Here is a 25,010-nt window from a genome sequence, read left to right as displayed (position 1 = left end):
GGCCACCCTCAGGGACTCAGAGTCCCTGAGGGTGGCCCTCACGCACCTTTAGGGCGGGACCGTTCCATGTACTGGCCGGCCGGGGGGTCACCGAAGCCGAACGGGCGGTAGAGGTCGTGCGCGTCGGCGGTGTGCAGCATCCACCGGAACTCGGCGCCCGGCCCGTTGTCGACCATCTCCCGGACCAGTTCCTTGCCCAGTCCCGTGCCGCGCGCCTCTTCGACGACGAAGACGTCCGCGAGGTAGGCGCTGCCGATGCTGTCCGAGAACGCCCGCGCGAACCCGACCAGACGGCCGCTCGAAGTCTCGTACGCGCCGACGACGCGCCACGAGTTCCGGACGACCTTCTCGATCATCTCCCGGTCACGCCACTTGCCCCAGTAGGCGTCGGTGGAGAGGAACTTCCACACCACTTCGAGATCCACCCGCGCCGGGTCGTCGTCCAGTTCGTAGTCGCCGACAGTCCTCATGATCCGAAAGTTACCGGGAGGGTCAACGGGGTTTCAGGAGGTAGTCCACCACCGGCCGCAGCTCATCGGCCGAGGGCGGCTCGTCGTCGATGAGGCCCTGGATCAGCAGGCCGTCGATACCGGCGAGGAACACCCGGAAGGCGACCTCGTCGTCGTGCCGGACCATCGAGGTGAGCACGTCCAGCCAGCGCCGCGCGGCGGGCCGCAGCTCGGGTTTGCGCGCGGCCAGCAGGTACAGCTCGTACTCCGCCATCGTCCGGCCTCGCTGCGGGCCCAGCGCCTGCGCGAGCAGCCCGGCGACCTCTTCGGCGCCGCGGCTGCCGCGGGAACGGGCGCGGTCGATCATCCAGTAGACCTCGGTCGCCATATCCCTGGCGCACGAGATGAGGGTCGCGATCAGCAGGTCGTCGAGGCTGGAGAAGTGGTACGTCGTCGAGGCCGTCGGCACGCCCGCCTCGGTGGCGACCGTCCGGTGCGTGACGCCGGCGACGCCGTCGCGTTCGATCACGCGCAGCGCCGCCGCGATGATCTCCTCGCGCCGCTTCTCCCCGCGGGCCTTCCGGCCGTCGACCTGGATCTTCACTTGGTGCGCGCTCCCGACCTCGATCAACACGACACCACGGGGGCGCCTCTACGGCAATGGCCAACGCGAGCAGAAGGTGCGCTCGCGTCACAAAAACTACCTGGACGATCGTCCTAAAACAAAGAGAGGCGTACACCACATCGGTGGGACTTGGGCGCGGTCAGTGGGTTACCCATCAGTAAGAAGCATTAGTCTGCCCGAACCACCACACGCTTCATTCGGACGAAAGGCACCCGACGATGGGCGCTGTACAGCTGACGCTCGGCGGGATCGCGGTCCTGCTCGGCGTCGTCGCCTGGGGAATGTTCTTCGCGACCATCGCCCGCTTCGTGCGGGTGATCCGCCTCGGTCAGCCGGACTCGACCCGCAACGGCCCGATCACGGCGCGGATGAAGACCTTGATCAAGGAATTCGCCGCGCACACCCGGATGAACAAGGTCAAGAGCGTCGGCCCGGCCCACTGGCTGGTCATGTGGGGCTTCCTGATCGGGTCGCTCGCCCTGTTCGAGGCGTACGGCGAGGTCTTCGTCCCCACCTGGGGCTGGCCCATCCTCGACGACTGGTCGCTGTTCCAGCTGCTCATGGAACTGCTCGGGGTCGGCACCATCGTCGGCATCCTGGTCCTGATCTGGGTGCGCCAGAAGAACCACCCGCGCCGCGCCGACCGGCAGTCCCGCTTCCAGGGCTCCAACTTCAAGTGGGCGTACTTCATCGAAGCCGTCGTGCTCATCGAGGGCATCGGCATCATCGGCGTCCGCGCCGCGAAGTCCGCGCTGCACGTCCACGACACCCCGGTCTGGGCCGCGTTCGTCTCGCACCCGGTCGGCCTGCTGCTGCCCGCCAGCCCGAACCTGGTCTCGGTGTTCGCGTTCGTCAAGCTGATGAGCGCCACGATCTGGCTGATCGTCATCGCCCGCACGATGACCATGGGCATCGCCTGGCACCGGTTCAGCGCCTTCTTCAACATCTACTTCAAGCGCGAGGCCGACGGCGGCGTCGCGCTCGGCGCGCTCAAGCCGATGATGAGCAACGGCAAGGTCCTCGACCTCGAAGAGGCGGACCCGGACGAGGACACCTTCGGCGTCGGCAAGGTCGAGGACTTCAGCTGGAAGGGCTGGCTCGACTTCTCCACCTGCACCGAATGCGGCCGTTGCCAGTCGCAGTGCCCCGCGTGGAACACCGGTAAGCCGCTTTCGCCGAAGCTGCTCATCACGCAGCTTCGCGACCACGCCTACGCGAAGGCGCCGTACCTGCTCGCGGGCGGCAAGCGCGACATGGCGGGCGACGAGGTCGGCCTGTCCGGCGACGACATGTACGCGGGCATCGACGTGCTCGCGATCGCGGAGTCGCAGAAGGCGCTCATCGGCGACGACGGCGGCGTCATCGACCCCGACGTGCTGTGGTCCTGCACCTCCTGCGGTGCCTGCGTCGAGCAGTGCCCGGTGGACATCGAGCACGTCGACCACATCGTCGACATGCGCCGGTACCAGGTGATGATCGAGTCGTCGTTCCCCAGCGAGCTGAACGGCATGTTCAAGAACCTGGAGAACAAGGGCAACCCGTGGGGCCAGAACGCCAAGGACCGGCTCGCCTGGACCGAGGACCTGGAGTTCGAGGTGCCGGTGTTCGACGGCGACCTCGGCGACGCCGAGTACCTCTTCTGGGTCGGCTGCGCCGGTGCGTTCGAGGACCGCGCGAAGAAGACGACGCGCGCCGTCGCGGAACTGCTGCACATCGCGGGCGTCAAGTACACGGTGCTCGGCTCCGAGGAGACCTGCACCGGTGACCCGGCCCGCCGTGCGGGCAACGAGTTCCTCTTCCAGATGCTCGCGCAGCAGAACGTCGAGGTGCTGAACTCGGTGTTCGAGGGCCGCGAACGCAAGGCGCGCAAGGTGGTCGTCACCTGTGCGCACTGCTTCAACACCCTCGCCAACGAGTACCCGGAACTGGGCGGCCAGTTCGACGTCGTGCACCACACGCAGCTGCTCAACCGCCTGGTGCGGGAGAAGCACCTGACCCCGGTGGCCGCGGTCGCCGAGGACGTCACCTACCACGACCCCTGCTATCTCGGCCGCCACAACAAGGTCTACGACGCTCCGCGCGAGCTCGTCACCGCTTCGGGCGCGCAGCTGCGGGAAATGCCGCGGCACGGCGACCGCTCGATGTGCTGCGGCGCCGGCGGTGCGCGGATGTGGATGGAAGAGAAGATCGGCAAGCGGATCAACGTCGAGCGCGTGGACGAGGCGCTCGGCACCGCGCCGTCGAAGATCGCGACCGGCTGCCCGTTCTGCAAGGTGATGCTCAACGACGGCCTCACCGCGCGCCAGGCCGACGGCCAGGCGAGCGAGAAGGTCGAGATCGTCGACGTCGCGCAGCTGCTGCTGACCGCGGTCAAGCGGAAGCCGGAGCCGCAGCTGGTCCCGGCGGGCGCGCCGTCACTGGACGCCGTCTCAGATGCTGAACTCGACGGCGACACGGAAGTGCCGACCGACGAAACGCCCACCGGAACCCCGCTTCCGGAGGAGGACAAGTAGAACGTCAAGGCCGGAGGGGACTTTTCTCGCATTATGTGCGAGAGAAAGTCCCCTTCGAATTTATTTGGACTAGACCATTCCCTTCCGATACCCGTTCGGCGGTACACGGCGGCGATAAGCTGGCGTTTCCTCGTTGCCGTCGCCGTCCGCGAGGTTCCTTTCGGCGATCGCAGAAAAGGGGCGAGGAATTTCAATGGGCAACCGTCACGAACTCCGCACGGGCACCGAACACCGCCTCGCGATGCCGGGATCGTCGACAGGTCGCCAACCGTCCCGCTTTCCCTCCGCCATCGCGCTGGCCCGCCTGGCGCAGGAAGCGACCATCCCCAGCATTCCGGCCGCCCGCCGCCCTCCGCGCCAGCAACCGCCGCGCCAGCAACGCACGCGCGTTCGCCCGTACGTCCGCACAGGCGGACGCACGCAGTCCAAGCGGAACTTCGCCATCGAGGCGATGATCTCGGTGCGCGCCGACGCGCCCTGGAGCGCGCCGGGGTTCAGCGTCGAATTCCATTCGGTCCGATCACTCTGCCGCCGTCCGACTTCGGTCGCGGAAGTAGCCGCTTCACTCAGTGTTCCGCTCGGCGTTGCAAAGGTCCTTTTGGGTGATATGGCCGAACTCGGTCTGGTCACCGTTCATGAAACGCAAGCTGAATTCGATGGACATCCGGCGCTCGCGCTGATGGAACGGGTCCTGCAGGGTTTGCGTCAACTGTGAGATCCGCCATTCGGCGCTACGCTGCCGAAGGTGAGTGAAGAATCCGGCGGCGAAAGCACCCTGACCGTCCTGCTGGCCGGCGGGGTCAACCTCGCCATCGCGGTGATGAAACTGATCGCCGGGATCATCACCGGCTCCGGCGCGATGCTCTCGGAGGCCGTGCACTCGGTGGCCGACACGATCACCGAAGTCCTCCTGCTGACCGCGCTGAAACGCTCGGACCGGCCCGCCGACCGCGTCCACCCCTTCGGCTACGGCAAGGAGCGGTACTTCTGGTCGTTGCTGGCGGCGGTGTCGATCTTCGCCTCCGGAGCGATGTTCGCGCTCTACGAGGGCTTCTCGACGGTGTTCGGCGAAGCGACCGAACAGTCCGACCCGATCGTGGGCTACATCGTGCTCGCCATCGCTTTCGCGCTCGAATCGGTCTCGTGGCTTCAGGCCGTCCGGCAGGTGCGGCGCGACGCCGCCGAGTCGGGCCAGAAGGTGTCGGTCTACCTGCGGATGATCGACGACCCGGCCCCGAAGACCGTCCTGTTCGAGGACTCCGCGGCACTGATCGGCCTGCTGCTCGCGTTCGCCGGGATCGGCCTGCACCAGCTCACCGGTTCGCATGTCTGGGACGGTGCGGCGTCGATCGCGATCGGTGTCCTGCTGGCGCTGGTCGCCTACGTGCTCGGCCGCACCAACCGCGGCCTGCTGATCGGCAGGCAGGCCGACCCGAGGCTGGTGCGCGGAGTGCGGGACCACCTGGTGGCCGCGCCCGAGATCGAGGCCGTCGTCGACCTGCAGACCATGCTCATGGGCACCGACCAGGTCCTCGTCTGCGCCCGCGTCGACTTCGACGACTCACTGGGCGCGTCGGACGTCGAACGTGCCTGCGTCCGGCTGGCGGCCGAACTGACGGAGGCGTTCGGCGATGTCACCGAGGTGTTCCTCGAACCGGTCCCGCGCACGGATCCCGAGCTACGCGCGGCGGTACTGGCTCGCTACGGCGACATCGCCGAACGATGGGAAAAGGGTCAGTAGCCGAAGTTCTGCGTCCAGACCATGCCCTTGGTGGCCACGCCGACGCCGATCTTCTTCAGCTTGCAGTTGAGGATGTTCGCGCGGTGGCCTTCGGAGTTCATCCACGCGTCCATCACCTTCGCGGGCGTCGTCTGGCCCTTGGCGATGTTCTCGGCGCCGGGCTTGTCGTAGCCGGCGGCACGGATGCGCTGGTCGAAAGTGACGCCTTCGGGCGTCGTGTGCGAGAAGTAGTTGCGCGCGGCCATGTCGTCGCTGTGCCCCTGCGCCGCGGCGGCGAGGTGCGACTCGTTGCTGACCGGAGAGCAGCCCGCGTCGGCACGCTCGGCGTTCACGAGGTCGATGACCTGGCCGGCGAGCGAGCTGTCCGAAGAACGGGGCGGCGCGGGCGCCTTGCTGGGGACGGGAGCGGGCTTCTCGGGCTCCGGAGCGGGCGGCGGCGCGGGCGCCGAGGACGAACTCGGCGGGGCCGAAGAGGAAGTGGGGGTTTCCGAGGACGTCGGGGCGGGCGAGCCGGACCCGGGGGCGCCTGGCGCCGGGGAGGACGTCTGACCGAAGTACGAAGGCGGTTTCGCGAGCGAATCGCCGGCTCTGCCCTTGGTGTCGGGGACACTCAGGGAAAGGTTACTCAGCGCAGTGCCCTCGAACCGATCGGTCACCATCAAGTAGCTCGCGCTGGCGATCACACCGCCCAACAGGAAGCTGAGTGATACAAGCAGTAACCGGCTTCGCGCTCTATTGGGGGACACGGGGCCGAAAACTATCACGAACTGGTTACGGCAATACCCCCGAAAGTAGTAATACCGGTCAGCGGTCGCGCTCGGGCTCGCGCCTTCGGGTGATCAGACTTGTCGAGTCGTGAGTGATAGCGGTGGCGTCCGCGAGGAACCTGATCACCGCGTCAAGTTCACTGTCCGTGTACTTCTCGCAGGCTTCGCGTACCGATTTCACCAGGTGATCCCACAGCGGAGCGGCGGCGGCCATCCGGGCGCCGTCGATCTCGATGAGCACCTTCCGCCGGTCTTCGGGATGCGGCTTCCGCGCGACGATCCCCTTGCCTTCGAGCCTGTCAATGAGCGCGGTGATCGACGCCGGCGCGAGTCCCGAGAGCTGCGAGAGCGCCTTCGGCGTCTGCGGGCCGAAGCGGGCCAAGTAATCCGACACCTTCGCCTCGACGGCCGAAAGCCCGCTCTGCTCGGCGATGACCGTATGGAACATGACCGTCTCGGTCGACAGTGCCCGCGACCCGCTGAGGATCCGCTCGACCAGTTCCGCTCGCTCACTTGACACGCCCTCCAGCCTAACCGAGTATTTAGTTCGACAGAACGAATTAGTTTCTAAGAGATTCGATGAGGTGAACGATATGGCGAAGGTACTGATCGCCGGTGGGGGTATCGCGGGCACGATCACGGCGATCGCACTGCACGAGACGGGGCACCAACCGGTGATCCACGAGGCGTACGGCCGGACCGCTGAAGGCGTCGGCGCGTTCCTGACGCTCGCGGTGAACGGGCTGGACGCGCTGGCGCCGCTCGGCCTGAAAGACCTGGTCAAGAACCTGGGGTTCGACACCCCGAGAATCAAGATGCACCTGGGGAACGGCCGCGAGGTCGGAGACTTCCCCCTCGGCGGGCCGCTGCCGGACGGGACCGTGAGCCAGACCGTGCTGCGCTCGGATCTCTACATCAGCCTTCGCGACGAAGCCGTCCGACGCGGCATCGAGGTCCGCTACGGCAAGCGTCTGGCCGAGGCGAGCGAGACCGCCGGTGGCGTGCGTGCGACGTTCGAGGACGGCACCTCGTCAGAGGGCGATCTCCTGGTCGGCGCGGACGGTCTGCGGTCGCGGGTGCGGCGGATCATCGATCCGCAAGCGCCTTCGCCGCGCTACGTGCCGCTGCTGAACACCGGCGGCCTGGCCGAGGGGTTGCGACTGGACGCCGAACCCGGAGTCATGCACATGACCTTCGGCAAACGGCTGTTCTTCGCCCACGTCGTCCATCCGGACGGTGGTGTCTGGTGGTTCGCGAACGTCCCCCGGAAGCATGATCCCTCCCAGGCCGAGCTCGCCACGATGACCGGCGACGCCTGGCGCGAAGACCTGATCCGGCACCTGGCGGTGGACCGCACCCCGGCCGTCGAGATCGTGCGCGCGACGCGGGAGGTCTACCGACCTTGGGCGACGTATGACTTCCCGAGCGTGCCGACCTGGCGGACCGGCCGGATGGTGATCATCGGCGACGCCGCGCACGCGACCTCACCGGCCGCGGGTCAGGGTGCCGCGATGGCCATCGAAGACGCCGTCACGCTGGCGCGATGCCTGCGTGACGTGCCTTCGATCCCGGAAGCACTGGGCGTCTACGAAGGACTCCGGCGAGAGCGCGTCGAAGCCGTCGTCGAGCGCGGCAAGCGCAACGGCGACGCGAAGGCGGCCGGACCCGTCGGACGGGTGATCCGGGACTTCTTCATCACGCGGGCGTTCAAGAACCCGCCGGCGGAGGACCCGAACGCCTTCATGTGGCAGCACCGGATCGAGTGGGAAGCGCCGGTGGCTTAGCGCCAGGTGTCCACGCGGTGGAAGTTCTTGTACGCGCGGCTCGGGGTCGGCCCCCGCTGCCCCTGGTAGCGCGAGCCGGCCTCGTTGGAGCCGTACGGGAACTCCGCGGCGCTGGACAGGCGGAAGATGCAGAGCTGGCCGATCTTCATTCCCGGCCAGAGCGTGATCGGCAGGTTGGCCACGTTCGACAGCTCCAGCGTGATGTGGCCGGAGAAGCCGGGGTCGATGAAGCCCGCGGTGGAGTGGGTGAGCAGGCCGAGGCGGCCGAGGGAGGACTTGCCCTCCAGGCGGCCGGCGAGGTCGTCGGCGAGCGTGACGGCCTCGAACGTCGAACCCAGCACGAACTCACCCGGGTGGAGGACGAACGGGTCCTCGCCCTCTTTTTCGACCAGCGACGTCAGCTCGTCCTGCTGAAGCTGCGGGTCGATGTGGGTGTACTTGCTGTTGTCGAACACGCGGAAGTAGCGGTCGAGGCGCACGTCGATGCTCGACGGCTGGACCATCGTCGGGTCGAACGGGTCGACGCCGAGACGGCCGGCGTCGAGCTCTTTACGGAGGTCACGGTCGCTGAGGAGCACGCGATCAGCGTAGTCAAGCGGCCTTCATGTGCCTGCCGTAGGTGGGGTCGAGCCGGAAGACCTTGGTCAGCTGCCGGATGTAGTGCCGCCGCCCGACGGCCCCGAGCCGTTCCTGGAGCGCCGTCGCGCCCGGCACCATCCGCCGGACGGTCTCGGCGGCGAAGTTGACGCCGGCCACCGCGACCACCGCCGCCTGCGCGATCGGGTCGTCGGGCAGGTCGAGGAAGTCGGCGTTGGTCTTGCCGAGCAGCAGCCTGCTGATCGACCCGTGCGCCACGACCGAGACATGCGAAAGCACCTTGCCCGCCACGCCCCGGCCCTCGCCGATCGCGGCATGGGACTTCATCAACGCGCCGGCGAGCCGCTTGGAGTCGTCGTCGGGAATGAACTCGGTCGCCGCGAGCAGCCACAGCAACCGCCACGCGTCGTCCTCGCCGGCGGGCAGGAGTTCGTCGTCGACGCCCATCAGCCAGCCGATGTAGCGCCACAGATGCAGGATGTCGGCGCGCTCGCGGGCGCTGTAGCGGATCCCGAGCAGCTGCGTGCCGAAGACGTAGACGAGGGAGAAGAGGAGGAGCGTGCCCGCGGTCTGGACCTGATTGACCGGGCGGTCCCAAGCCGCGTAATCCCAGTCCTTGCGACGATTCATGGCCGCGCGGACATGCGCGTGCACCACCCGCACCCGCAACGCGGAGGCGTACCCGCGCTCGCCGAGCCCGAGCGCGCCCGGCGTCGTCACATGGATCCACCAGGTCGCCGTCTCGACCAGCCGCCGCGCCGCCTTGTACTCGATCTCGCCAGTGCCGACGAGCGATTTCGTGGCGCGCGAAGCGAGATAGCCGCCCATCAGCGAGACGTCCCCGAGCGGGAAAAGCCCGAGCAGCCCGGCGCGAGTGACCGCGCGCGCTCCCCTGTCGAGCCTGTCCGTGTCGACCCAATACGGCGTCGCCTCGACATCCCTGAAGAACGCTTCGAGCTCCTTCGGCGGGTCTTCGACGCTGTCGATACCTTGCCGCAGCGCCTGTTCGAACAACCCGTGGCCACCCTTTCGCAACAAGGGCACCAACGCGTCGGCGGCCGGATCCTGCACCTGCGCGAACCGCCGCAGCCGGGCGACCTGACGCTCATCACCCCTGATGTCGCCTTCGATGAACAGCCTCGACGCGACCCGGAACCCGCCTTCGCGGAACAGCTCGGGGTCGGGCAGCCTCTCGTCCATCCGGCTCACCTCCGACGTAGACAACAAGTGTTGTCACTTGGAGGCGGCGACGTCAAGGTCGGCCGGGGGCTTGGCAAGGAGAGATCCGGACCATGTATGCTGGCCGAGCACTGCGGATGTAGTTCAATGGTAGAACATCAGCTTCCCAAGCTGAATACGCGGGTTCGATTCCCGTCATCCGCTCAGATGCGAAAGCCCCAGGTCAGTGGATGTCCACTTTGGACCTGGGGCTTTCGCTTTGTCTCGCTGACGCTGCTCGCCGGGCCATTAACGTGCCCTTAGCCGACCGGGACCGGTTGGCCGTCTTGATCTTCGTCTGGGGCATCAGCTTCTTCTTTCGTGCTGCCCTTCCGGTGCTTGTCGACGAGCTTCGACAGCCTGCCGGCGATCCGTTCGTCGGCGTCGCTGGTCGCTCGCTGGTAGATGAGCGCCGCCCGAGGCCGCGAACTTCGTTACGTTCTGAACGTTCGATAATTCACCAAGCTAATCCGTTAAGGCTTGACGGCTGACTACATCGTGGCATGGGCCTGTGTGGAAATAGGGACGTTGAGTGTCCCTATTTCCACACAGCCACGACCGCCGCTGTTATCGTCTGGCGCGTGAAGAGAAGGTTCGGCGACAGCACCGCGGCCGGCGTGATATTCGTGTTACTGGCAGCGCTGGCACTTCCGCTGTTGCTCGTCGGTGGGATCCTCTTCATGGTCGGCCGGACGTTGGACAACGCGCCGGGGCCGTACACCCTTGTTTTCGCCCATGTGAACGACGAATGCGGCCCGACCGCCCGCTATGTCGATGCGACCACTGGTGAACCTCTGAATTGCACGGGCTCCGGCATTATCGGGAGCTCCTCACTCGATTTCCCGGGCTTCTCTTCGGCGCAGAACAATCAGGTGAGGAAGTCACTTGCCGAGGCTGCATATGACGGCGTATTGGATGAACAAGACCGCCAAGGAATACAAGCGATGGCAGACCGGATCTCGGCCGAACTTCCTCCTGGAACACGGAAGGAGAAGGAGAGCGGCACGACCATGGGCCGGGTCGGCCTCTCACTCGCGGGCGCCGGACTGGTCGTGGGCCTCATCTTCTTCTGGCGATGGCTCCGGAATCGCTGAGCCGTCAGCCACAGAGCGGCAGGCTGTCCAGGTTGTTCCGCAAGGTCGCGTCGGCAGTGGACTTCAGCGTTCCCGCGCCGCAGGGGCAAGCCCATTTCCGCACGTAGGCCTTGAGGCCCTCGGCATAAGTGAAATAGCGGTCACCCTTGTCCATCGAGCGATAGACCTCGAGGACTCCCATTTGGTAGTCGGTGTCGACACGGCCGACGGCCAGGATGTGGCCACCGGCGGTACAACCGGTCTGAACCGTGCAGACGATCTCGTACTCGGCCATGCTCAAAAGTCGGGCCGGGCGGAGCGGTTGTTACGGGTAGCGTGCGGGACATGGAGATCCGGGGGTTCATCGAAGACGACTGGGCTCAGGTGTGGCCGATCGTGCGCGAAGTCGTTCGAGCGGCGGATACATACACCTACGAGCCGGACATGAGCGAAGAGGACGCGCGCGGGACCTGGGCCGAGGCGCCGCCGAGCCGGACGGTGGTCGCGGTCGAAGACGGCCGAGTGCTCGGGACGGCCAAGATGGGCCCGAATCGCGGCGGCCCCGGGTCGCACGTCTCGACGGCCAGTTTCATGGTGGCCGAGGACGTTCGCGGCAAGGGAGTCGGCAGCGCACTGTGTGCGCACGTCCTGGATTGGGCTCGGGAACAGGGCTTTGCGGGCATGCAGTTCAACGCGGTCGCCGAATCGAACGTGGCGGGGATCCGGGTCTACGAACGGCTCGGGTTCAAGATCGTCGGGACGGTCCCGGGCGCGTTCGCGCACCCGACGCAGGGGCGCATCGGGCTGCACGTCATGTACTGCGATTTCAGCTGAAGCAGCGAGTCCACGCAGGGAGAGACGTGAACGGGAAACTCAAAAGGCACGCGGTCACCGCCGCCGTCGCCGGAGTCGCGGTCGCCATCACGGCGACCTGGCTGCTGAACCGGGACGTCCAGCCGGCCACCGTCGAAGGCTGGGCCTCGCCGAACGCCGCAGGAAGCGCGATCTGGCTCACCGAGACACCCGACGGCCACTCGAAAGGTGCCGGCTACATCGTGGCCGGCGCCCGCTGGACCGGCTCCGACAACATCTGGCGCGACGGTGCCTCAGGGCCGACCTGCATCGGCACCGACACGATGTCCTCCACCCGCGTGGAACTCGGGGTGGTCGATATCGAGGCCGACGGTGCGTCCTGGCGGCACGCGGTCTGGCTGCGCTGCCTCTAGCCTTCGACGAGTTCCCACGGGGCATCGGCGGAGGCACGGTCGTAGACCTGGCCGGGCGCGGCGCTCAGCACGAGGGCGACGTCCGGGTACAGGGTGACGGCGTGCTCCATCTCCAGGGTTTCGACCTCGAAGTCCTGATCCTCCGGCACCTGGAAGCCGACGAGCAGCCACGTGCCGTCGGCCTCGCGCACGACCTGGCGCACGGCGCGGGCCGGGGCGGCGGGGTCGGTGGAGATCTCGGCGAGTTCGGTGCTGATCTGGACCTCTTCGAGCGGCGAGCCCGGGTGCGTCCACGCGGCGAGGCGGGCGGCGCGCACCAGGAGGTCTTCGTCGTCGTCATCGGAGTCGGCGACCGAGCTCAGCAGCCACGTGCGCCGCTCGGGGTCCCAGTCGGCGGCCATGCCGGTGGGGAGCCCCGCGAGTACGGCGAGTTCGGGGATCAGGTCCAGCGCGTCACGCAGGGCCAGCGAGCCGAACGCGTCGCGGTTGAGTTCCATGTCCTCGGAGAACTCGTTGCCGTCGCTGATGAACCAGTCGCCGTCGTCGTCCAGCACGACGAACGCGAGGTTCGAGCTGTCCTCCACCAGCGACCGGGAGATGATGACCGGCGATTCCGGGTCCTGACGCAGCGGCCAGTTCTCGCTCGACATGCGGGCTCCCAACGGGGGTTGTCCGGCTGTGGGGGCCCATCCCACCATCTCGGGCGATCACACCGCGAACCGGGCTCGACCGGATCTCATTCACTGAGGTCGTATTCGTCGACGTCCAGTGCGGCGGCGGCTTCGGCGAGGAACGCGAGCACCGCCGGCGAAAGGTGCCAGCCGAACTCTTCACCGCCGTCCCGGTGATGGAAGTAGCGGACCACCTGCAGCACCGCTGTCGCGCCTTCGTCCACCAGCGCCCGGATTCCCGGGCGGACCGGGGCGAGCCTGCCGATCAGGCGCTCGATCTGGTCGTCGACCGGATCCGCGCCGCGGTACACGATCTCCCACGAGTGCATCCGCGGCACCCGGTGCTCGGGAGACTTCGAACCCAGCACCAGGACCTCGTCGGGCCGCATGCCGAGCCGCGCCGTGATCTCCGCGGCGGACACTGCTTCGCTCTTCAACGCGAAGTAGCAGTACTGGTGGACCTTCATACGCCCCGGACCCTAGCTTTCGGGCACGCTGACTAGGTGAAACGTGATCAATCGCTTATCGAACGGCTCGGGCGGGAGCGGAACGTCTGGTTCTGCACGCTTCGCGCGGACGGTTCTCCACACGTCACGCCGGTGTGGTTCGTCTACCTCGACGACGTCTTCTGGGTCAGCAGCGGCGAGCGGAACGTGAAGGTGCGCAACGTCGACAACGACGCCCGCGTCAGCCTCGCGCTCGAAGACGGGGACGCGCCCGCTGTCGCCGAAGGCCTGGCTCGCGTCCATCGCGACAAGTTGCGCGAAGACGTTCTCGCGGCGCTTGCGGCCAAGTACGACGGCTGGGCGGCCGGCGAGGAGATCGAGCCGTTCGGGGCCCGGGTTCTGCTGGAAATCCCGGTAAACCGATGGCTGCTCAAGGGTGTCGCCCCCTAGGCTCGACCGACGTGGACCTGATCATGGGATGGGACGATGCTGACCGGTGAACTGATCCGTTTGCGGCCGCTGGAGCCCGAGGACGTCGACGCGCTGTGGCGCTGGCACAACGATCCGGAGGTCATGCGCTGGCTGACCGCGGACCATCCGGAGTCGCTCGCGCAGATCCGCAAACGCTTCGAGGAGAAGAAACCCAACCGCTACGAGTCCGTGGTCTTCGGGATCGAGACCGTCGCCGTGGGCACGCTGATCGGTGTCATCGGCCTCCGCGACGCGACGCCGGAACAGGGCCGCGCCGAGCTGGACATCTACCTGGGCGAGAAGGATCACTGGGGTGGCGGGTACGGCACCGACGCGATGCGCGTGATCTGCCGCTACGGCTTCGACATGATGCGGCTGCACATGATCGCGCTGTGGGTCGTCGCCGGCAACGAGGCCGCGCTCCACGTGTACAAGAAGATCGGCTTCCAGGTGGACGGCAGGCATCGCCAGTCGTTCCGCGGCCAGGACGGCCAATGGCACGACGAGTACCTGATGAGCCTGCTCGAAGGGGAACTCCGCTAGTCGTCCAGTCCTTTCGTGAGCCTGGCGGGCGCCTTGAGCCGCCAGGCCTCTTCGATGAGTTCACGCAACTGCGTCGAGTCGACCTTCTCCAGGTCGACGAGGATCGCGCCGTACCCGTCGTAATGCGGCGTGGTGAAGTACGCGGGATCGCCGGAGGCCAGCAAGGCCTCCTTCTCCGCGTGCTCGCACAACAACATCAGCCCGCCCTCGGCCTCGGTGCGCAGCCGGGCGAAGCTCTTGCCCGCGACCTTGAGCGACGGTGTGCGGTACGACGTGGACTCCTCGACCTCCGGCAGCACAGCTGCCAGACCCACGACTTCTTCCCAGGTCGTCATGGCGGCCATTGTGCCCTGGGTCACTGACAAAACCACCCCCGAATGTCCGCATCGGACCGGACGGCCATCGGGGTCACTTGGCGAACCCGCTGCTATGAACGGGCCTTTCCTTGCAAATTTTGCAAGGAAAGGCCCGTTCATAGCACTCGAAAGACCCGCTACGGCAGGACGGTGATCCGGTCCGCGGCCGGCGGTGCGACGTTCGGGTGCGCCGCGAAGTACGCGATCAGCGCGTCCAGGTCCACCGGACCACCGGCGAGGTCGGTCCCCTTCGTGAGCTCGGTGAAGCCGTCCCCGCCGGCGGCGAGGAAGTTGTTCACCGAAACGCGGTACGACGCCGCCGGGTCGATCGGCGTGCCGTTGAGCGTCAGGTTCGAGATACGCGAACCCTGGGCCGCCGACGCCGAGTACGAGTACTTCAGCGACTTCGAGATCTGCAGGATCCGGACGACGCCGTTCGCCTGCCACTGCTGTTCGAGCACGTTCTTCAGGTTCGCCCCGGTGAGCGTGATCGTCTGCATGATGTTCGCGAACGGCTGCACGGCGAACGCTTCGCCGTAGGTGACGACGCCGTCGCCCTCGCCGTTCGGCGAGGACGCGTAGCCGAAGTCCGTGCGGATGCCGCCGGGGTTCGTCATGGCGATCTGCGCGCCGTTCGACTGCGTGGCCTCGAGCTGGGCGTCCGCGATGACGTCGCCGAGCGGCGATTCACCGGAGGCCGCGCCCTTGGCGACCAGGTCGGCGGTGATGGTGCCGACGGCCTTGTTCGCGATCGGCGCGGCCTTGGCCTTGGCCTCGTCGATCAGCGTCTGCACGTCGTGGTCAGGCTTGACGTCGCGGGTGACGATCTCGTTGTGCGCCTTGGTCTCGCCGCGCACGACGTCGCGGGTCCGGCGGTCGATCTTCAGGTCGACGACCGACAGCAGCCGGCCGAACGACGCGCCCTGGGTCACGGTGCGCGGCTGGCCTTCGGGGTCGTTGATCACGCAGTTGTACTGCTGGTGGCTGTGCCCGGTGAAGATGGCGTCCACCTTGGACGTCACCTTCTGTGCGATGGCGGTGGCGGCGCCCGGCTTGACCTTGCACTCGTCCGGGCCGGCGGTCTCGGAGTTGTCGCCCTGGTGCAGCAGCACGACCTGCGCCTTGACGCCGAAGAGGTCGAGCAGCTTCGCGGTGCGGTCGATCGCCTGGACCTCGTCGCCGAACTTCAGGCCCTTGATCGCCTCCGGGGTGACGACCTGCGGCAGGTCCTTCAGCGTCGCACCGATGACGCCGATCGGGACGCCGCCGGAGAACTCGATGCTGAACGGCAGCAGCGCGGGGAAGCCGTTCTCGTAGTACACATTGGACCCGAGGAACGGGAAGTTCGCGCCCTCGAAGGACTTCTGGAACTGGCAGCCGTCGGTCGGGTGGCAGCCGCCGTTCTGGATACGGCGGAGTTCCTTGAGCCCCTCGTCGAATTCGTGGTTGCCCACCACGGAAGCGTCGACGCCGAGCATGTTCAGCAGTTCGACGGTCGGCTCGTCGTGGAACAGCGCGGAGATCACCGGCGAAGCGCCGATGCTGTCTCCCGCCGACAGGACGATCGAGTTGCGGACCTCGCTGCGAAGCCGCTTCAGGTGCGTCGCGAGGTATGCGGCACCTCCCGCGTTGACGGTCGTGCCGTCGGGCAGCGTGACACGGCCGCTCGAACCGGACGGCGGTTCGAGGTTGCCGTGCAGGTCGTTGAACGTGACGATCCGGACGTCGGTGGTCGCACTCGGCGCGGCCGACGCGGGCGCGGCGACGGTGGCCAGCGCGGTCAGCACGGCACCACCGGCCACGGCCAGCCGGGTAGAGAACTTCATTCTTCCTCCGATTCGCGCCCCGAGATCCCCAATTGGGCGCACGGCGGAGGAGTTTGCCTTGCGAACCTGGCGATCACCAGGGTCGAAAGCAGGACGATAAGCAAACGTCACATGGCGCGTGAACTGCCGTCCAGCAGGACCCTCGCCACCAGTTCGGGCTCGTCGTTCATCGGCACGTGCCCGCATCCGGGCAGGACCAGCAGTTCGGCCTTCGGCGCGATCCGGCGCAGTTCGACGGCCTTCGGGCGGGCGAGGATGCGGTCGTGCTGCGCCCACGCGATGGTCACCGGGATGTCCTGGACGACCCCGGCGAACCGGAAGCCGCCCCGGGCCTGCGCCAGCGTCGGGCGGAAGCCGGGGCAGCCGGCGAGCGCCTGTATGTCGTCCATGACGGCCTGGGTGCTGAGCCTGTCGGGACGGCCGACGATCATCCCGGTCAGCACCGAACGACCCGCGGGTGTCGCGGCGAGGCGGCGCGCGGTGCGTTCGGGGATCCGCTCTGCGAGCACCCGGTGGGTGCGCAGCATGCTCAGCGCGTACCGCTGCTGCCTCGGCGTCCACAAGCCGGCCGGGGACAACGCCGTCACGCTGCGGACGAGACCCGCTTCCCCGAGCGCCAGCGAGAGCAGGCCGCCTAGCGAGTTGCCCGCGACATGCGGCTTGCCGAGACCGAGTTCGCCGAAGAGCCGCCCGAACATCTCGACCGCGGACTCGACGCCGTAGCCGCTCTCGTGCGGCGCCGATTCGCCGAACCCGGGCAGGTCGACGGTGATGACGTCGCGATACGGGGTGAGCAGCGGGATGACCGGTGACCAGGCCTGACGCCGGTGGCCGACCCCGTGGATCAGCACCAGCGGCTCACCGTGGCCCGCGCGGTCGAAGACGACGTTGTCCATGAACGCGAGAGTAGACTATTTGCTGCTACCGGCGGTAACAGGTAAATGCGGTAACACGAAACAGAGCCGCTCTCTCCGCCGGGTGATGTCGTTCGGCATCGGCTCCAGTTCACCCGTCGGGACGAAACCGAGCCTCAGGTACAGCCGCCGCGCCCGGTCGTTGTCCTCCGCGACGTGCAGCCACACCTCGCGCGCGCCGCCTTCCTCGGCGGCCGAACGCACCTCGTCCACCAGCCTCTCGCCAAGGCCTCGGCCACGCGCTTCGGGTGCGACCCACATCGAATAGAGGATCCAGCCGTCGTCACGCGGCCGCCCGGCGACCAGGCCGACCGGCCGATCGTCGTCGAAGGCGGTGAACCAGGCGTCGCCGTCGAGCCTCGCGAGCCACTCCTCGTCGGACTGCGCGCGCTCGGCTTCGGCGACCGAGCCGTAGTTCTCGGGAGTGTCCGTCAGGGCGCGCAGGCGGATCTCACGGAAGACGTCGACGTCCCCGGCGGTCAAGCGGCGAACCAGCACCATCCGGCGAGAATCCCACGGTCCGCTGAAGTGCCGGTAGCGAATTTCGCCGATCGGCCAAGATCAGGATCGGCCACTTGGCCGATCCTGCCCGGCCAGGCGCGACTCTTCGACCGAAGTGCCGCCACCCTCTTGATCCATAACGTCGGTGCCATGACGAACGCACAGGTCACCGCCCTGCAGTACGGCTTGATCGGCTTCTTCGCGCTGTGGGCGACGCTGCTGATCCCGCAGCTGATCGTGCTGCACGCCCGGCACGGCCAGGTACGCCTTCGTCCCGTTCTGACCATGGCCGCCGTGCTGCTCTACGCCTGCATGACGCTCGCGGTGACCTTCCTGCCGCTGCCCGGCCCCGGCGCCCACCGCCTGAGCCAGACCGTGCAGCTGCACCCGTTCCAGTGGATCGCCGACATCCACACCGAGCTGCTCAAGCACGGGCTGCCGATGGCCGACTGGTTCACCACCCAGACCTTCCAGCAGGCCACCATGAACGTGCTGCTGTTCGTGCCGCTCGGCTTCTTCGCGAGGACGCTCTGGAAGCGCGGCCTCATCGGCACGACGCTGATCGGCCTCGCCGCCTCGTTCCTGATCGAGATCACCCAGCTGACCGCGAACTTCGGCACCGCGCCCTACGTCTACCGGATCTTCGACGTCGACGACCTGCTCAACAACACCGGCGGCGCGATGCTCGGCTGGATCGCCGGGGCACTGCTGCTCAGCCTCGTGCGGAAGCCCGTTCCTTCACCGATCGGCGTGCAACCGACAAGCCGTCAGCGGATCGACTTCGCCCAGGTTCGCTAGTCTCGTCCGCCGCTGCTGGGCCGCGCGCCGCGCGGCCCGCCGGTCTTCCATGACCACCAGCACCACGGCCACCGTGAAGACGAGCGCGACCAGGCCGAGGATGAGCGAGAACTGCAAAACTCCTCCTCGAAGACGACCTTGTGTGCGAGATCACAAACAGTACGCATGTCGTGGTGAGTTGGCCACCCCCGGTGATCCGGCCCGGAGGCCTCCGCCCGACGTTCTCGGGGTGCCGGAGACTGGCTTGGTGACGACTCGACCGACCAAGGAACAGCAGGCCGCCGCCCACGGCAAGACCATCGACGACGTCATCGCGCCGGGACTGGACGTCTTATTCTGTGGGATCAACCCCGGCCTCTACTCCGGCGCGCTCGGCCTGCATTTCGCCCGGCCGGGAAACAGGTTCTGGCCCGCGTTGCATCGCGGCGGCTTCACCCCGCGTCAGCTCGATCCCAGCGAGCAAGACGCCTTGATCGGCTACGGGCTCGGCATCACCAACGTCGTCGCGCGGACGACGGCGCGGGCCGACGAGCTGTCGGCGGACGAGCTCCGCGAGGGCGGACGGCTCCTCGTCGCGAGGGTCGCCGAGTACCGCCCGCACTGGCTCGCAGTGGTCGGGATCACAGCCTTTCGTACCGCGTTCGGGCTACCAAAGGCCGCCATCGGCCCGCAGGAGGGCGAAATCGGCGGGGCGCGGGTGTGGGTCCTGCCGAATCCCAGCGGTCTGAACGCCCATTGGACGCCCACGACGCTCGGGGAAGAGTTCGGCCGCTTCTTTAAAGAGCACGGTCGAATTCAGGCCCAGCCGGGCCGAAGTCCACTCTGAGTAGTGAACGTGCCGAGATCCACTCTGGCCGCGCTCATTCGAGCGGGAGATCACCTACCTGCACATACGCAGAGTTTGCTGCGACGAGGGGATACATCTATGAGGGGGATACCGCGTCACGCGCGCCGGGCTACCGACTCGTAATAGTTACGAGGTGTTATTTCCGTCCGGTCCCGCAGGGGGGACCGGTTGACGAGGGTGACCACGCCGGGGGGCCATGGTCACCGAATGGACTTTCAGGTCCTCTCGTCCGGAGATGACGGGGCAGGAAAACGGAGGGGTCCGTGATGCGAGGCATCGAGCCGAACCGAACGCAGGCCAGCAGGCCTGGCGGACTGTCACCAGGCGGCCGAGGCCTCGGCGTGGCCGCCGTCGATCCGATCCCGATCTTCTGCGAGGGCCTGAGTTCGCTCGTCCACCGCACGCCCGGCCTGCAGTGGCTCGGCCACGCGGCCAACCACCACGCCGCGCTCCAGCTGTGCGAACAGCTCAAACCGGACGTCATCGTGCTGGATTCGGCGCTCGACCCGAACTGTCACCTGTCCCGGCTGCTCAGCGCCGGCGACCCGGCGCTGGTCATCATCACGCTGGTCCGGGACACCAACCGCACGCAGCAGTACCTCGCCGCGGCGATCGCCGCCGGAGTGCACGCGATCGTGCCGAGGGCGACCGACGGGCGGCATCTGACCGAGGCGATCCGGCGCGCGCACAGTGACCGCCGCTACATCGACCCGACGCTGGCCGCCCTCACGGCGCGGCCGAAGCGTCAGCCCGTGCTCCCGAAGCCCGGCGATGCCCCCAAGCCGGCGACCGCCCGCGGCCTGATGCCGCTGTCCCGGCGCGAGTACCAGGTCCTGCAGCTGGTCGCCGAAGGACTGGAGAACTCGGGTATCGCGAAGATCTTGTTCCTGTCCGTGGAAACCGTGCGGACCCACGTGAAGAGCATTTTGCGCAAGCTTTCGGCCCGCGACCGCACACACGCGGTGACTATCGCGTTCCGCTCGGGCATCCTGGTGACGAGTCCCGACGACGCGCACAACCCGCCCGACGCCCCTTCGGCTTCTTCGATCGCGCCGTCATCCCGCTGAAGCCCCCCGTTCTGCTGATTTCCACGTCACAACAGTGGCCTTTTACTTGCCGCCGGTTACCCGCAGGTAATATCCTGAAGTTACCGGCGAGTAGGGGACGTGTGCCCGGCCGGGGAGCCGAGAACACATTGGAGTGACGACATGGGCCACTACAAGAGCAACGTCCGAGACCTGGAGTTCAACCTCTTCGAGGTACTCGGCGTACAGGACCGCCTCGGCAAGGGCGTCCTCGCGGAGTCCGACGAGGAGACCGCGCGAGGCGTGCTGTCCGAGCTGAACAAGCTCGCCTCCGGTCCCCTCGCCGATTCTTACGCCGACGCGGACCGCAACCCGCCGGTCTACGACCCGAAGACCTTCTCGGTGAAGATTCCCGAGTCGTTCAAGAAGAGCTACCAGGCGCTGATGGACGGCGAATGGTGGCGTCTGGGCCTGCCGAACGAGCTGGGCGGCTTCGGCCTGCCCCCGACCGTGCAGTGGGCCGCGGCCGAGCTGATCCTCGGCGCCAACGCGCCGCTGTTCATGTACATGGCGGGCCCGAACTTCGCCACGATCGTCGACAAGAACGGCACCGACGAGCAGAAGCGCTGGGCGCAGTTCATGATCGACCGCGCCTGGGGCGCGACGATGGTGCTCACCGAGCCCGACGCCGGTTCCGACGTCGGCGCCGGCCGCACCAAGGCCGTCCCGCAGGAAGACGGCTCCTGGCACATCGACGGCGTGAAGCGCTTCATCACGTCCGGCGAGCACGACATGAGCGAAAACATCATGCACCTGGTGCTGGCCCGTCCCGAGGGCCCCGGCATCGAGACCAAGCCGGGCACCAAGGGCCTTTCGCTCTTCCTCGTGCCGAAGTTCCACTTCGACTCCGAGACCGGTGAGCTGGGCGAGCGCAACGGCGCCTTCGTCACCGGTGTCGAGCACAAGATGGGCATCAAGGCCTCGACCACCTGTGAGCTGACCTTCGGCCAGCACGGCACGCCCGCCCAGGGCTGGCTGCTCGGCGAGGTGCACGACGGCATCGCGCAGATGTTCCAGGTCATCGAGTACGCCCGCATGATGGTCGGCACCAAGGCCATCGCGACGCTGTCGACCGGCTACCTCAACGCGCTCGAGTACGCCAAGGAGCGCGTCCAGGGCGCCGACCTGCCGAACATGCTGAACAAGGCGGCGCCGCGCGTCACCATCACGCACCACCCGGACGTCCGCCGCTCGCTGATGCTGCAGAAGGCGTACGCCGAGGGCCTCCGCGCGATCTACCTCTACACCGCGACGTTCCAGGACCAGCTGTGGACCGGCGAGGGCGACGAGGCTTCACAGAAGGTGGCGCACGGCGTCAACGACCTGCTGCTGCCGATCGTCAAGGGTGTCGGTTCGGAGCGCGCGACCGAGCAGCTCGTGCAGTCGCTGCAGACCCTCGGCGGGTCGGGCTTCCTGCAGGACTACCCGATCGAGCAGTACATCCGTGACGCGAAGATCGACTCGCTGTACGAAGGCACCACGGCCATCCAGTCGCTGGACTTCTTCTTCCGCAAGGTCGTCCGCGACAAGGGTGCTTCGCTGGCCTACATCGCCGGTGAGGTCACGAAGACCATCGAATCCGAGGTCGGCAACGGGCGCCTCAAGAACGAGCGCGGGCTGCTCAAGCAGGCGCTCGAGGACACTCAGGGCATCCTCGGCTCGCTGATCGGCTACCTGACCTCGTCGCAGGAAGACCCGCAGAACATCAACAAGGTCGGCCAGCACACGGTCAGCCTGCTGATGTCGGTCGGCGACCTGCTCATCGGCTGGCAGCTCATCAAGCACGCCGAGGTCGCCATCGGCAAGCTCGACGCGGGCGCGTCGGCGAAGGACACCCCGTTCTACGAGGGCAAGATCGCCGTGGCGTCGTTCTTCGCGAAGAACGTGCTGCCGGAGCTGACCTCGCGCCGCGCGATCGTCGAAGCGGCGGACAACAGCCTCATGGAGATCTCCGAGGCCGCGTTCTAGACCGTTCGGACTCAGAAAGGCCCCCTTCGCACGCGGAGGGGGCCTTTCTGGTTTCGAGGGGGTTCGCCGGGGGAATTTCCGTGCTGAGTCCGCCTCCGCGCGGAGCACTCGGCAAAGGAGTCTTCATGACAGTCACCGGCATCATCACGGCGATCGTGGTCGGCTTGATCCTCGGTGTGCTCGGCAGGTTCTTCGCCCCGGGGAAGCAGTCCATCCCCCTGTGGCTGACGATCCTCGTCGGGATCCTGGCCGCTTTCCTCGGGACGGCCATCGCCCGCGGCCTCGGCTACGCGGACACGGACGGGTTCGACTGGCTAGAACTCATCACCCAGATCGTCGTCGCGGCGATCGGTGTCACCCTGACCGCGAACCTCTACGGACGCCGCGGCGTCACCCGGTAAGGGGTATCGAGGCGCGACGAGCCGGATTTGGTGTCACCGTGGGGCCCAACTCGATTCTCCAGCGAAGGAGGAACCATGTTGGGTGGCCTTTGGGGCATCATCACCACGATCGTGGTCGGCCTGATCCTCGGCATCATCGGCCGGATGATCGCTCCCGGCGATCAGAAGATCCCGATGTGGCTGACGATCGTGACCGGGATCGTCGCCGCGTTCATCGGCAACTGGCTGGCGGGTGTGTTCGGCGTCCGCGACACCGCGGGTATCGACTGGATCCGCCACGCCTTCCAGGTCGGCGCGGCCATCATCGGCGTCATCGGTGCGGCCGCGATCTACGCGAAGATCAAGGGCGGGCACCGGGCGTCGACCTGACGCCCGCCCGCTAGGGTCGGCCCCTGTGACCGCTTGGCTCGATTTGAGTGGCCAGGGGCTGACCTCCCTGCCCGACGTCCCGCTCTCCGGCGTCGTCCACGCCGACCTCGACCGGAACGCCTTCGCCGAGGTGCCGTCGCGGCTGCTTTCGGCGCCGCTCGAGTATCTGAGCCTGTACGACAACGGGTTGACGTCCGTTCCCGAAGCACTGTGGTCGCTGTCCGGGCTTCGGGTGCTGAACCTGGCCGACAACCGGCTGACGTCGATCTCCCCGTCGATCGGCTTGCTGAAGCACCTGCACACGCTGGATCTGGGGCACAACGAGCTTTCCTCGCTGCCGGACGAGCTCGGGGAGCTGTCCGGGCTGACGGAATACCTGTACTTGAGCGACAACCGGTTGACAGAGTTCCCTCCGTCGCTGTGTTCACTGGGGCGGCTGAAGTACCTGGGGTGCACGGACAACCGGATCTCGACGCTGCCGGACGACCTCTCCGGATTCTCGTCCTTGCGCGAACTTCGCCTGTACAACAACGGTTTGACCGCGCTACCGGAGTCGCTGGGGACGCTTTCCTCGTTGCGCGAGCTGCATTTGCGAGGAAACCGGCTGACGTCGTTGCCGTCGTCCATCGGCGAACTGAGCGATCTGCGGCAGCTGGACCTCCGCGAGAACCAGCTCACCTCGCTGCCGGCTTCGCTCGCCGGTCTGTCCAAATTGGACAAACTGGATCTCCGGTGGAACAGGGACTTCCGGGAACCCGGCTGGCTGGCGGACTTCGAAGCCCGCGGCTGCATGGTGCTGCGCTGAGCCCTACGCGGGCCGAGCGGGCCCGTTCGGCCCGGCGATCGCGCCGAGCTGGGTGAGTCCGTCCAAGATGTCGGTGCAGGTCCAGTACTCGACGAATTTCCCGTCGGCGGCTCGCAGGATGTCGTGACCACTGAACGCGATCTCGGTGCCGGCGGGCGCGGTGGCTCCGGGAAGGCCGCCGGAATAGGTGGCGCGCATGGTCCACCTGGCCGAGACCAGGTCGCCGTCGACGATCGGGCCGAGGTCCACGCTGATGGTGATGTCTCCGAACGCCGCCCTGGTCTGCTCGATCTCCGGGAGCAGCCGCGCGGGGCCCGTCGTGGCCTCCGAATCGGTGCCGTCGGGACGCGCCTGGTGCACGACGAAGCCGGGGTCGAGGATGTCTTCGGCCTGGCTGAAATCGCCGCGCCACAACTCGGACCAGCGGGCATAGAGCTCTCGAAGCTCGACATCGGGCAAAGTGTCCACGCGGGAACTCCTCTTGTCAGCGTTATCTGCGTCACGCAGTATCTGTGTCACACAGATACAATAGGAATGGATGTCGACCGTGTCAAACGAGAAGCACGCGGAACTGCTGACGGCCGTCACCGTGGCCGCACGACGGCATTACGTCGCCTACACCCTGTTCAACCAGGCCCTCGCCCACCGGCTCGGCCTGCATCCGACGGACCTGCAGTGCCTCGGCCTGCTCGAACTCGAAGCCGAACCGCTCTCCACCGGCGAGATCGCGAAACTGATCGGCCTCACCTCGGGTTCGGCCACCCGCCTCGTGGACCGGCTGGAGAAGGCGGGCTTCATCGAACGGATACCGGACCCGCAGGATCGCCGGAAAGCCCTTGTCTCACTCGCCACGAGGCGCAAAGCCGAGGTCGATGCCGCCTGGGACGAGCCCGGCGACGCCTTCGCCGACGTGCTCGCGGGGTTCAGCGCCGAAGAACTCGCGGTGATCGAGCAGTACCTGCGGCGGACGGCGGAGGTCGGCACCGAGCAGGCCGAGCGGCTTTCGAAGCGCTGAG

General features: G+C 67.1%; 31 protein-coding genes and 1 tRNA gene. 18 read left to right on the top strand and 14 right to left on the bottom strand.

What is annotated here, in order from left to right; genetic code table 11:
• Positions 1–38: 38 nt before the first annotated feature.
• Both ACLJRL_RS32990 and ACLJRL_RS32985 read right to left on the bottom strand, forming a co-directional pair.
• The gene (locus ACLJRL_RS32990) at positions 39–470 is read right to left on the bottom strand and encodes a GNAT family N-acetyltransferase (protein ID WP_410660251.1); all 432 of its coding nucleotides are present in this window, start codon (positions 468–470) and stop codon (positions 39–41) included.
• Between the two features lie 22 nt (positions 471–492).
• On the bottom strand, positions 493–1,053 hold the full coding sequence (locus tag ACLJRL_RS32985) for a TetR/AcrR family transcriptional regulator (protein ID WP_410660250.1): 561 nt from the start codon (positions 1,051–1,053) through the stop codon (positions 493–495).
• Between the two features lie 239 nt (positions 1,054–1,292).
• On the opposite strand from ACLJRL_RS32985, the gene ACLJRL_RS32980 reads away from it, so the two are divergent.
• From ACLJRL_RS32980 to ACLJRL_RS32970, 3 genes are all read left to right on the top strand, one after another.
• Positions 1,293–3,587 (top strand): (Fe-S)-binding protein, encoded by a 2,295-nt coding sequence (locus tag ACLJRL_RS32980; RefSeq protein ID WP_410660249.1) that lies wholly within the window; start codon positions 1,293–1,295, stop codon positions 3,585–3,587.
• A gap of 193 nt (positions 3,588–3,780) precedes the next feature.
• A complete protein-coding gene (locus ACLJRL_RS32975) occupies positions 3,781–4,302 on the top strand; it encodes a DUF742 domain-containing protein (RefSeq protein ID WP_410660248.1) in 522 nt (173 codons plus the stop codon).
• 30 nt (positions 4,303–4,332) lie between these two features.
• The gene (locus ACLJRL_RS32970; protein ID WP_410660247.1) at positions 4,333–5,328 is read left to right on the top strand and encodes a cation diffusion facilitator family transporter; all 996 of its coding nucleotides are present in this window, start codon (positions 4,333–4,335) and stop codon (positions 5,326–5,328) included.
• Here ACLJRL_RS32970 and ACLJRL_RS32965 read toward each other — a convergent pair.
• Positions 5,322–6,011 (bottom strand): CAP domain-containing protein, encoded by a 690-nt coding sequence (locus tag ACLJRL_RS32965; RefSeq protein WP_410660246.1) that lies wholly within the window; start codon positions 6,009–6,011, stop codon positions 5,322–5,324. The genes ACLJRL_RS32970 and ACLJRL_RS32965 overlap by 7 nt on opposite strands.
• 121 nt (positions 6,012–6,132) lie before the next feature.
• On the bottom strand, positions 6,133–6,615 hold the full coding sequence (locus ACLJRL_RS32960) for a MarR family winged helix-turn-helix transcriptional regulator (protein ID WP_410660245.1): 483 nt from the start codon (positions 6,613–6,615) through the stop codon (positions 6,133–6,135).
• A 73-nt stretch (positions 6,616–6,688) separates the two neighbouring features.
• Here ACLJRL_RS32960 and ACLJRL_RS32955 point away from each other — a divergent pair, with 73 nt between their 5' ends.
• Positions 6,689–7,879, top strand: coding sequence for an FAD-dependent oxidoreductase (locus ACLJRL_RS32955; RefSeq protein WP_410660244.1), 1,191 nt, complete (start codon positions 6,689–6,691; stop codon positions 7,877–7,879).
• Here the strand turns inward: ACLJRL_RS32955 and dcd are convergent.
• Positions 7,876–8,457 carry a dCTP deaminase gene (gene dcd, locus ACLJRL_RS32950; protein WP_410660243.1) on the bottom strand — a complete coding sequence of 194 codons (582 nt, stop codon included), beginning with the start codon at positions 8,455–8,457 and terminating at the stop codon, positions 7,876–7,878. The genes ACLJRL_RS32955 and dcd overlap by 4 nt on opposite strands.
• A gap of 13 nt (positions 8,458–8,470) precedes the next feature.
• Entirely contained in the window at positions 8,471–9,676 is a 1,206-nt protein-coding gene (locus ACLJRL_RS32945) for an oxygenase MpaB family protein (protein ID WP_410660242.1), read from the bottom strand.
• A 112-nt stretch (positions 9,677–9,788) separates the two neighbouring features.
• Between ACLJRL_RS32945 and ACLJRL_RS32940 the strand changes: the two genes are divergently transcribed.
• A tRNA-Gly gene (locus tag ACLJRL_RS32940) sits at positions 9,789–9,859 on the top strand.
• 416 nt (positions 9,860–10,275) lie between these two features.
• Positions 10,276–10,788, top strand: a complete 513-nt coding sequence (locus tag ACLJRL_RS32935) for a hypothetical protein (protein ID WP_410660241.1) — start codon at positions 10,276–10,278, stop codon at positions 10,786–10,788.
• Between the two features lie 4 nt (positions 10,789–10,792).
• On the opposite strand, the gene ACLJRL_RS32930 is transcribed toward ACLJRL_RS32935, so the two are convergent.
• Positions 10,793–11,062: a DUF3892 domain-containing protein gene (locus ACLJRL_RS32930; RefSeq protein ID WP_410660240.1), complete on the bottom strand. Its 270-nt coding sequence runs from the start codon at positions 11,060–11,062 to the stop codon at positions 10,793–10,795.
• 50 nt (positions 11,063–11,112) lie between these two features.
• Here ACLJRL_RS32930 and ACLJRL_RS32925 point away from each other — a divergent pair, with 50 nt between their 5' ends.
• On the top strand, positions 11,113–11,601 hold the full coding sequence (locus ACLJRL_RS32925; RefSeq protein ID WP_410660239.1) for a GNAT family N-acetyltransferase: 489 nt from the start codon (positions 11,113–11,115) through the stop codon (positions 11,599–11,601).
• 26 nt (positions 11,602–11,627) lie between these two features.
• Entirely contained in the window at positions 11,628–11,993 is a 366-nt protein-coding gene (locus ACLJRL_RS32920; protein ID WP_410660238.1) for a hypothetical protein, read from the top strand.
• Here the strand turns inward: ACLJRL_RS32920 and ACLJRL_RS32915 are convergent.
• On the bottom strand, positions 11,990–12,643 hold the full coding sequence (locus ACLJRL_RS32915) for a hypothetical protein (RefSeq protein WP_410660237.1): 654 nt from the start codon (positions 12,641–12,643) through the stop codon (positions 11,990–11,992). The two genes, ACLJRL_RS32920 and ACLJRL_RS32915, sit on opposite strands and share 4 nt — an antisense overlap.
• 86 nt (positions 12,644–12,729) lie before the next feature.
• Positions 12,730–13,131 carry a DUF4279 domain-containing protein gene (locus ACLJRL_RS32910; protein ID WP_410660236.1) on the bottom strand — a complete coding sequence of 134 codons (402 nt, stop codon included), beginning with the start codon at positions 13,129–13,131 and terminating at the stop codon, positions 12,730–12,732.
• Positions 13,132–13,167: 36 nt separating this feature from the next.
• On the opposite strand from ACLJRL_RS32910, the gene ACLJRL_RS32905 reads away from it, so the two are divergent.
• On the top strand, positions 13,168–13,560 hold the full coding sequence (locus ACLJRL_RS32905; protein ID WP_410660235.1) for a pyridoxamine 5'-phosphate oxidase family protein: 393 nt from the start codon (positions 13,168–13,170) through the stop codon (positions 13,558–13,560).
• A 36-nt stretch (positions 13,561–13,596) separates the two neighbouring features.
• Positions 13,597–14,124 carry a GNAT family N-acetyltransferase gene (locus tag ACLJRL_RS32900; protein WP_410660234.1) on the top strand — a complete coding sequence of 176 codons (528 nt, stop codon included), beginning with the start codon at positions 13,597–13,599 and terminating at the stop codon, positions 14,122–14,124.
• On the opposite strand, the gene ACLJRL_RS32895 is transcribed toward ACLJRL_RS32900, so the two are convergent.
• The 4 genes from ACLJRL_RS32895 to ACLJRL_RS32880 all read right to left on the bottom strand — a co-directional run bounded on the left by ACLJRL_RS32895 (position 14,121) and on the right by ACLJRL_RS32880 (position 17,721).
• Positions 14,121–14,459: an MmcQ/YjbR family DNA-binding protein gene (locus ACLJRL_RS32895; RefSeq protein WP_410660233.1), complete on the bottom strand. Its 339-nt coding sequence runs from the start codon at positions 14,457–14,459 to the stop codon at positions 14,121–14,123. The two genes, ACLJRL_RS32900 and ACLJRL_RS32895, sit on opposite strands and share 4 nt — an antisense overlap.
• Positions 14,460–14,617: 158 nt before the next feature.
• Entirely contained in the window at positions 14,618–16,306 is a 1,689-nt protein-coding gene (locus tag ACLJRL_RS32890; RefSeq protein WP_410660232.1) for a bifunctional metallophosphatase/5'-nucleotidase, read from the bottom strand.
• Positions 16,307–16,413: 107 nt separating this feature from the next.
• Positions 16,414–17,202: an alpha/beta fold hydrolase gene (locus ACLJRL_RS32885; RefSeq protein ID WP_410660231.1), complete on the bottom strand. Its 789-nt coding sequence runs from the start codon at positions 17,200–17,202 to the stop codon at positions 16,414–16,416.
• Positions 17,203–17,217: 15 nt separating this feature from the next.
• The gene (locus tag ACLJRL_RS32880) at positions 17,218–17,721 is read right to left on the bottom strand and encodes a GNAT family N-acetyltransferase (RefSeq protein ID WP_410660230.1); all 504 of its coding nucleotides are present in this window, start codon (positions 17,719–17,721) and stop codon (positions 17,218–17,220) included.
• A gap of 150 nt (positions 17,722–17,871) precedes the next feature.
• On the opposite strand from ACLJRL_RS32880, the gene ACLJRL_RS32875 reads away from it, so the two are divergent.
• From ACLJRL_RS32875 to ACLJRL_RS32845, 7 genes are all read left to right on the top strand, one after another.
• Positions 17,872–18,519: a VanZ family protein gene (locus ACLJRL_RS32875; RefSeq protein ID WP_410660229.1), complete on the top strand. Its 648-nt coding sequence runs from the start codon at positions 17,872–17,874 to the stop codon at positions 18,517–18,519.
• A 247-nt stretch (positions 18,520–18,766) separates the two neighbouring features.
• Entirely contained in the window at positions 18,767–19,345 is a 579-nt protein-coding gene (gene mug, locus ACLJRL_RS32870; protein ID WP_410660228.1) for a G/U mismatch-specific DNA glycosylase, read from the top strand.
• A 287-nt stretch (positions 19,346–19,632) separates the two neighbouring features.
• Positions 19,633–20,433, top strand: a complete 801-nt coding sequence (locus tag ACLJRL_RS32865; RefSeq protein ID WP_410660227.1) for a response regulator transcription factor — start codon at positions 19,633–19,635, stop codon at positions 20,431–20,433.
• 141 nt (positions 20,434–20,574) lie between these two features.
• Positions 20,575–22,419: an acyl-CoA dehydrogenase gene (locus ACLJRL_RS32860; RefSeq protein WP_410660226.1), complete on the top strand. Its 1,845-nt coding sequence runs from the start codon at positions 20,575–20,577 to the stop codon at positions 22,417–22,419.
• A 125-nt stretch (positions 22,420–22,544) separates the two neighbouring features.
• Positions 22,545–22,820, top strand: coding sequence for a GlsB/YeaQ/YmgE family stress response membrane protein (locus ACLJRL_RS32855; RefSeq protein ID WP_410660225.1), 276 nt, complete (start codon positions 22,545–22,547; stop codon positions 22,818–22,820).
• 75 nt (positions 22,821–22,895) lie between these two features.
• Positions 22,896–23,189, top strand: a complete 294-nt coding sequence (locus ACLJRL_RS32850) for a GlsB/YeaQ/YmgE family stress response membrane protein (protein WP_410660224.1) — start codon at positions 22,896–22,898, stop codon at positions 23,187–23,189.
• A gap of 25 nt (positions 23,190–23,214) precedes the next feature.
• Positions 23,215–23,994 carry a leucine-rich repeat domain-containing protein gene (locus ACLJRL_RS32845; RefSeq protein ID WP_410660223.1) on the top strand — a complete coding sequence of 260 codons (780 nt, stop codon included), beginning with the start codon at positions 23,215–23,217 and terminating at the stop codon, positions 23,992–23,994.
• A gap of 3 nt (positions 23,995–23,997) precedes the next feature.
• Here the strand turns inward: ACLJRL_RS32845 and ACLJRL_RS32840 are convergent, their stop codons facing one another.
• Positions 23,998–24,462 (bottom strand): ester cyclase, encoded by a 465-nt coding sequence (locus tag ACLJRL_RS32840; RefSeq protein WP_410660222.1) that lies wholly within the window; start codon positions 24,460–24,462, stop codon positions 23,998–24,000.
• A gap of 70 nt (positions 24,463–24,532) precedes the next feature.
• Between ACLJRL_RS32840 and ACLJRL_RS32835 the strand changes: the two genes are divergently transcribed.
• Positions 24,533–25,009, top strand: a complete 477-nt coding sequence (locus ACLJRL_RS32835; RefSeq protein ID WP_410660221.1) for a MarR family winged helix-turn-helix transcriptional regulator — start codon at positions 24,533–24,535, stop codon at positions 25,007–25,009.
• Position 25,010: the final 1 nt, after the last annotated feature.

Origin of the sequence: Amycolatopsis sp. lyj-112, assembly GCF_046549055.1 — a bacterium.
In the GTDB taxonomy this organism is placed as follows: domain Bacteria; phylum Actinomycetota; class Actinomycetes; order Mycobacteriales; family Pseudonocardiaceae; genus Amycolatopsis.
The sequence above is the reverse complement of the archived record's forward strand: the minus strand, read 5'-3'. Positions and strand labels throughout refer to the sequence as shown.

Coding starts and splice junctions, on each gene's coding strand:
- ACLJRL_RS32925 (WP_410660239.1), top strand. CDS start 11,113: ATGGAGATCCGGGGGTTCATCGAAGACGACTGGGCTCAGGTGTGGCCG.
- ACLJRL_RS32895 (WP_410660233.1), bottom strand. CDS start 14,459: ATGACGACCTGGGAAGAAGTCGTGGGTCTGGCAGCTGTGCTGCCGGAG.
- ACLJRL_RS32910 (WP_410660236.1), bottom strand. CDS start 13,131: ATGAAGGTCCACCAGTACTGCTACTTCGCGTTGAAGAGCGAAGCAGTG.
- ACLJRL_RS32975 (WP_410660248.1), top strand. CDS start 3,781: ATGGGCAACCGTCACGAACTCCGCACGGGCACCGAACACCGCCTCGCG.
- ACLJRL_RS32850 (WP_410660224.1), top strand. CDS start 22,896: ATGTTGGGTGGCCTTTGGGGCATCATCACCACGATCGTGGTCGGCCTG.
- ACLJRL_RS32855 (WP_410660225.1), top strand. CDS start 22,545: ATGACAGTCACCGGCATCATCACGGCGATCGTGGTCGGCTTGATCCTC.
- ACLJRL_RS32865 (WP_410660227.1), top strand. CDS start 19,633: ATGCGAGGCATCGAGCCGAACCGAACGCAGGCCAGCAGGCCTGGCGGA.
- ACLJRL_RS32955 (WP_410660244.1), top strand. CDS start 6,689: ATGGCGAAGGTACTGATCGCCGGTGGGGGTATCGCGGGCACGATCACG.
- ACLJRL_RS32930 (WP_410660240.1), bottom strand. CDS start 11,062: ATGGCCGAGTACGAGATCGTCTGCACGGTTCAGACCGGTTGTACCGCC.
- ACLJRL_RS32875 (WP_410660229.1), top strand. CDS start 17,872: ATGACGAACGCACAGGTCACCGCCCTGCAGTACGGCTTGATCGGCTTC.
- ACLJRL_RS32990 (WP_410660251.1), bottom strand. CDS start 470: ATGAGGACTGTCGGCGACTACGAACTGGACGACGACCCGGCGCGGGTG.
- ACLJRL_RS32945 (WP_410660242.1), bottom strand. CDS start 9,676: ATGGACGAGAGGCTGCCCGACCCCGAGCTGTTCCGCGAAGGCGGGTTC.
- ACLJRL_RS32980 (WP_410660249.1), top strand. CDS start 1,293: ATGGGCGCTGTACAGCTGACGCTCGGCGGGATCGCGGTCCTGCTCGGC.
- ACLJRL_RS32915 (WP_410660237.1), bottom strand. CDS start 12,643: ATGTCGAGCGAGAACTGGCCGCTGCGTCAGGACCCGGAATCGCCGGTC.
- ACLJRL_RS32885 (WP_410660231.1), bottom strand. CDS start 17,202: ATGGACAACGTCGTCTTCGACCGCGCGGGCCACGGTGAGCCGCTGGTG.
- ACLJRL_RS32880 (WP_410660230.1), bottom strand. CDS start 17,721: ATGGTGCTGGTTCGCCGCTTGACCGCCGGGGACGTCGACGTCTTCCGT.
- ACLJRL_RS32860 (WP_410660226.1), top strand. CDS start 20,575: ATGGGCCACTACAAGAGCAACGTCCGAGACCTGGAGTTCAACCTCTTC.
- ACLJRL_RS32835 (WP_410660221.1), top strand. CDS start 24,533: ATGTCGACCGTGTCAAACGAGAAGCACGCGGAACTGCTGACGGCCGTC.
- ACLJRL_RS32900 (WP_410660234.1), top strand. CDS start 13,597: ATGCTGACCGGTGAACTGATCCGTTTGCGGCCGCTGGAGCCCGAGGAC.
- ACLJRL_RS32890 (WP_410660232.1), bottom strand. CDS start 16,306: ATGAAGTTCTCTACCCGGCTGGCCGTGGCCGGTGGTGCCGTGCTGACC.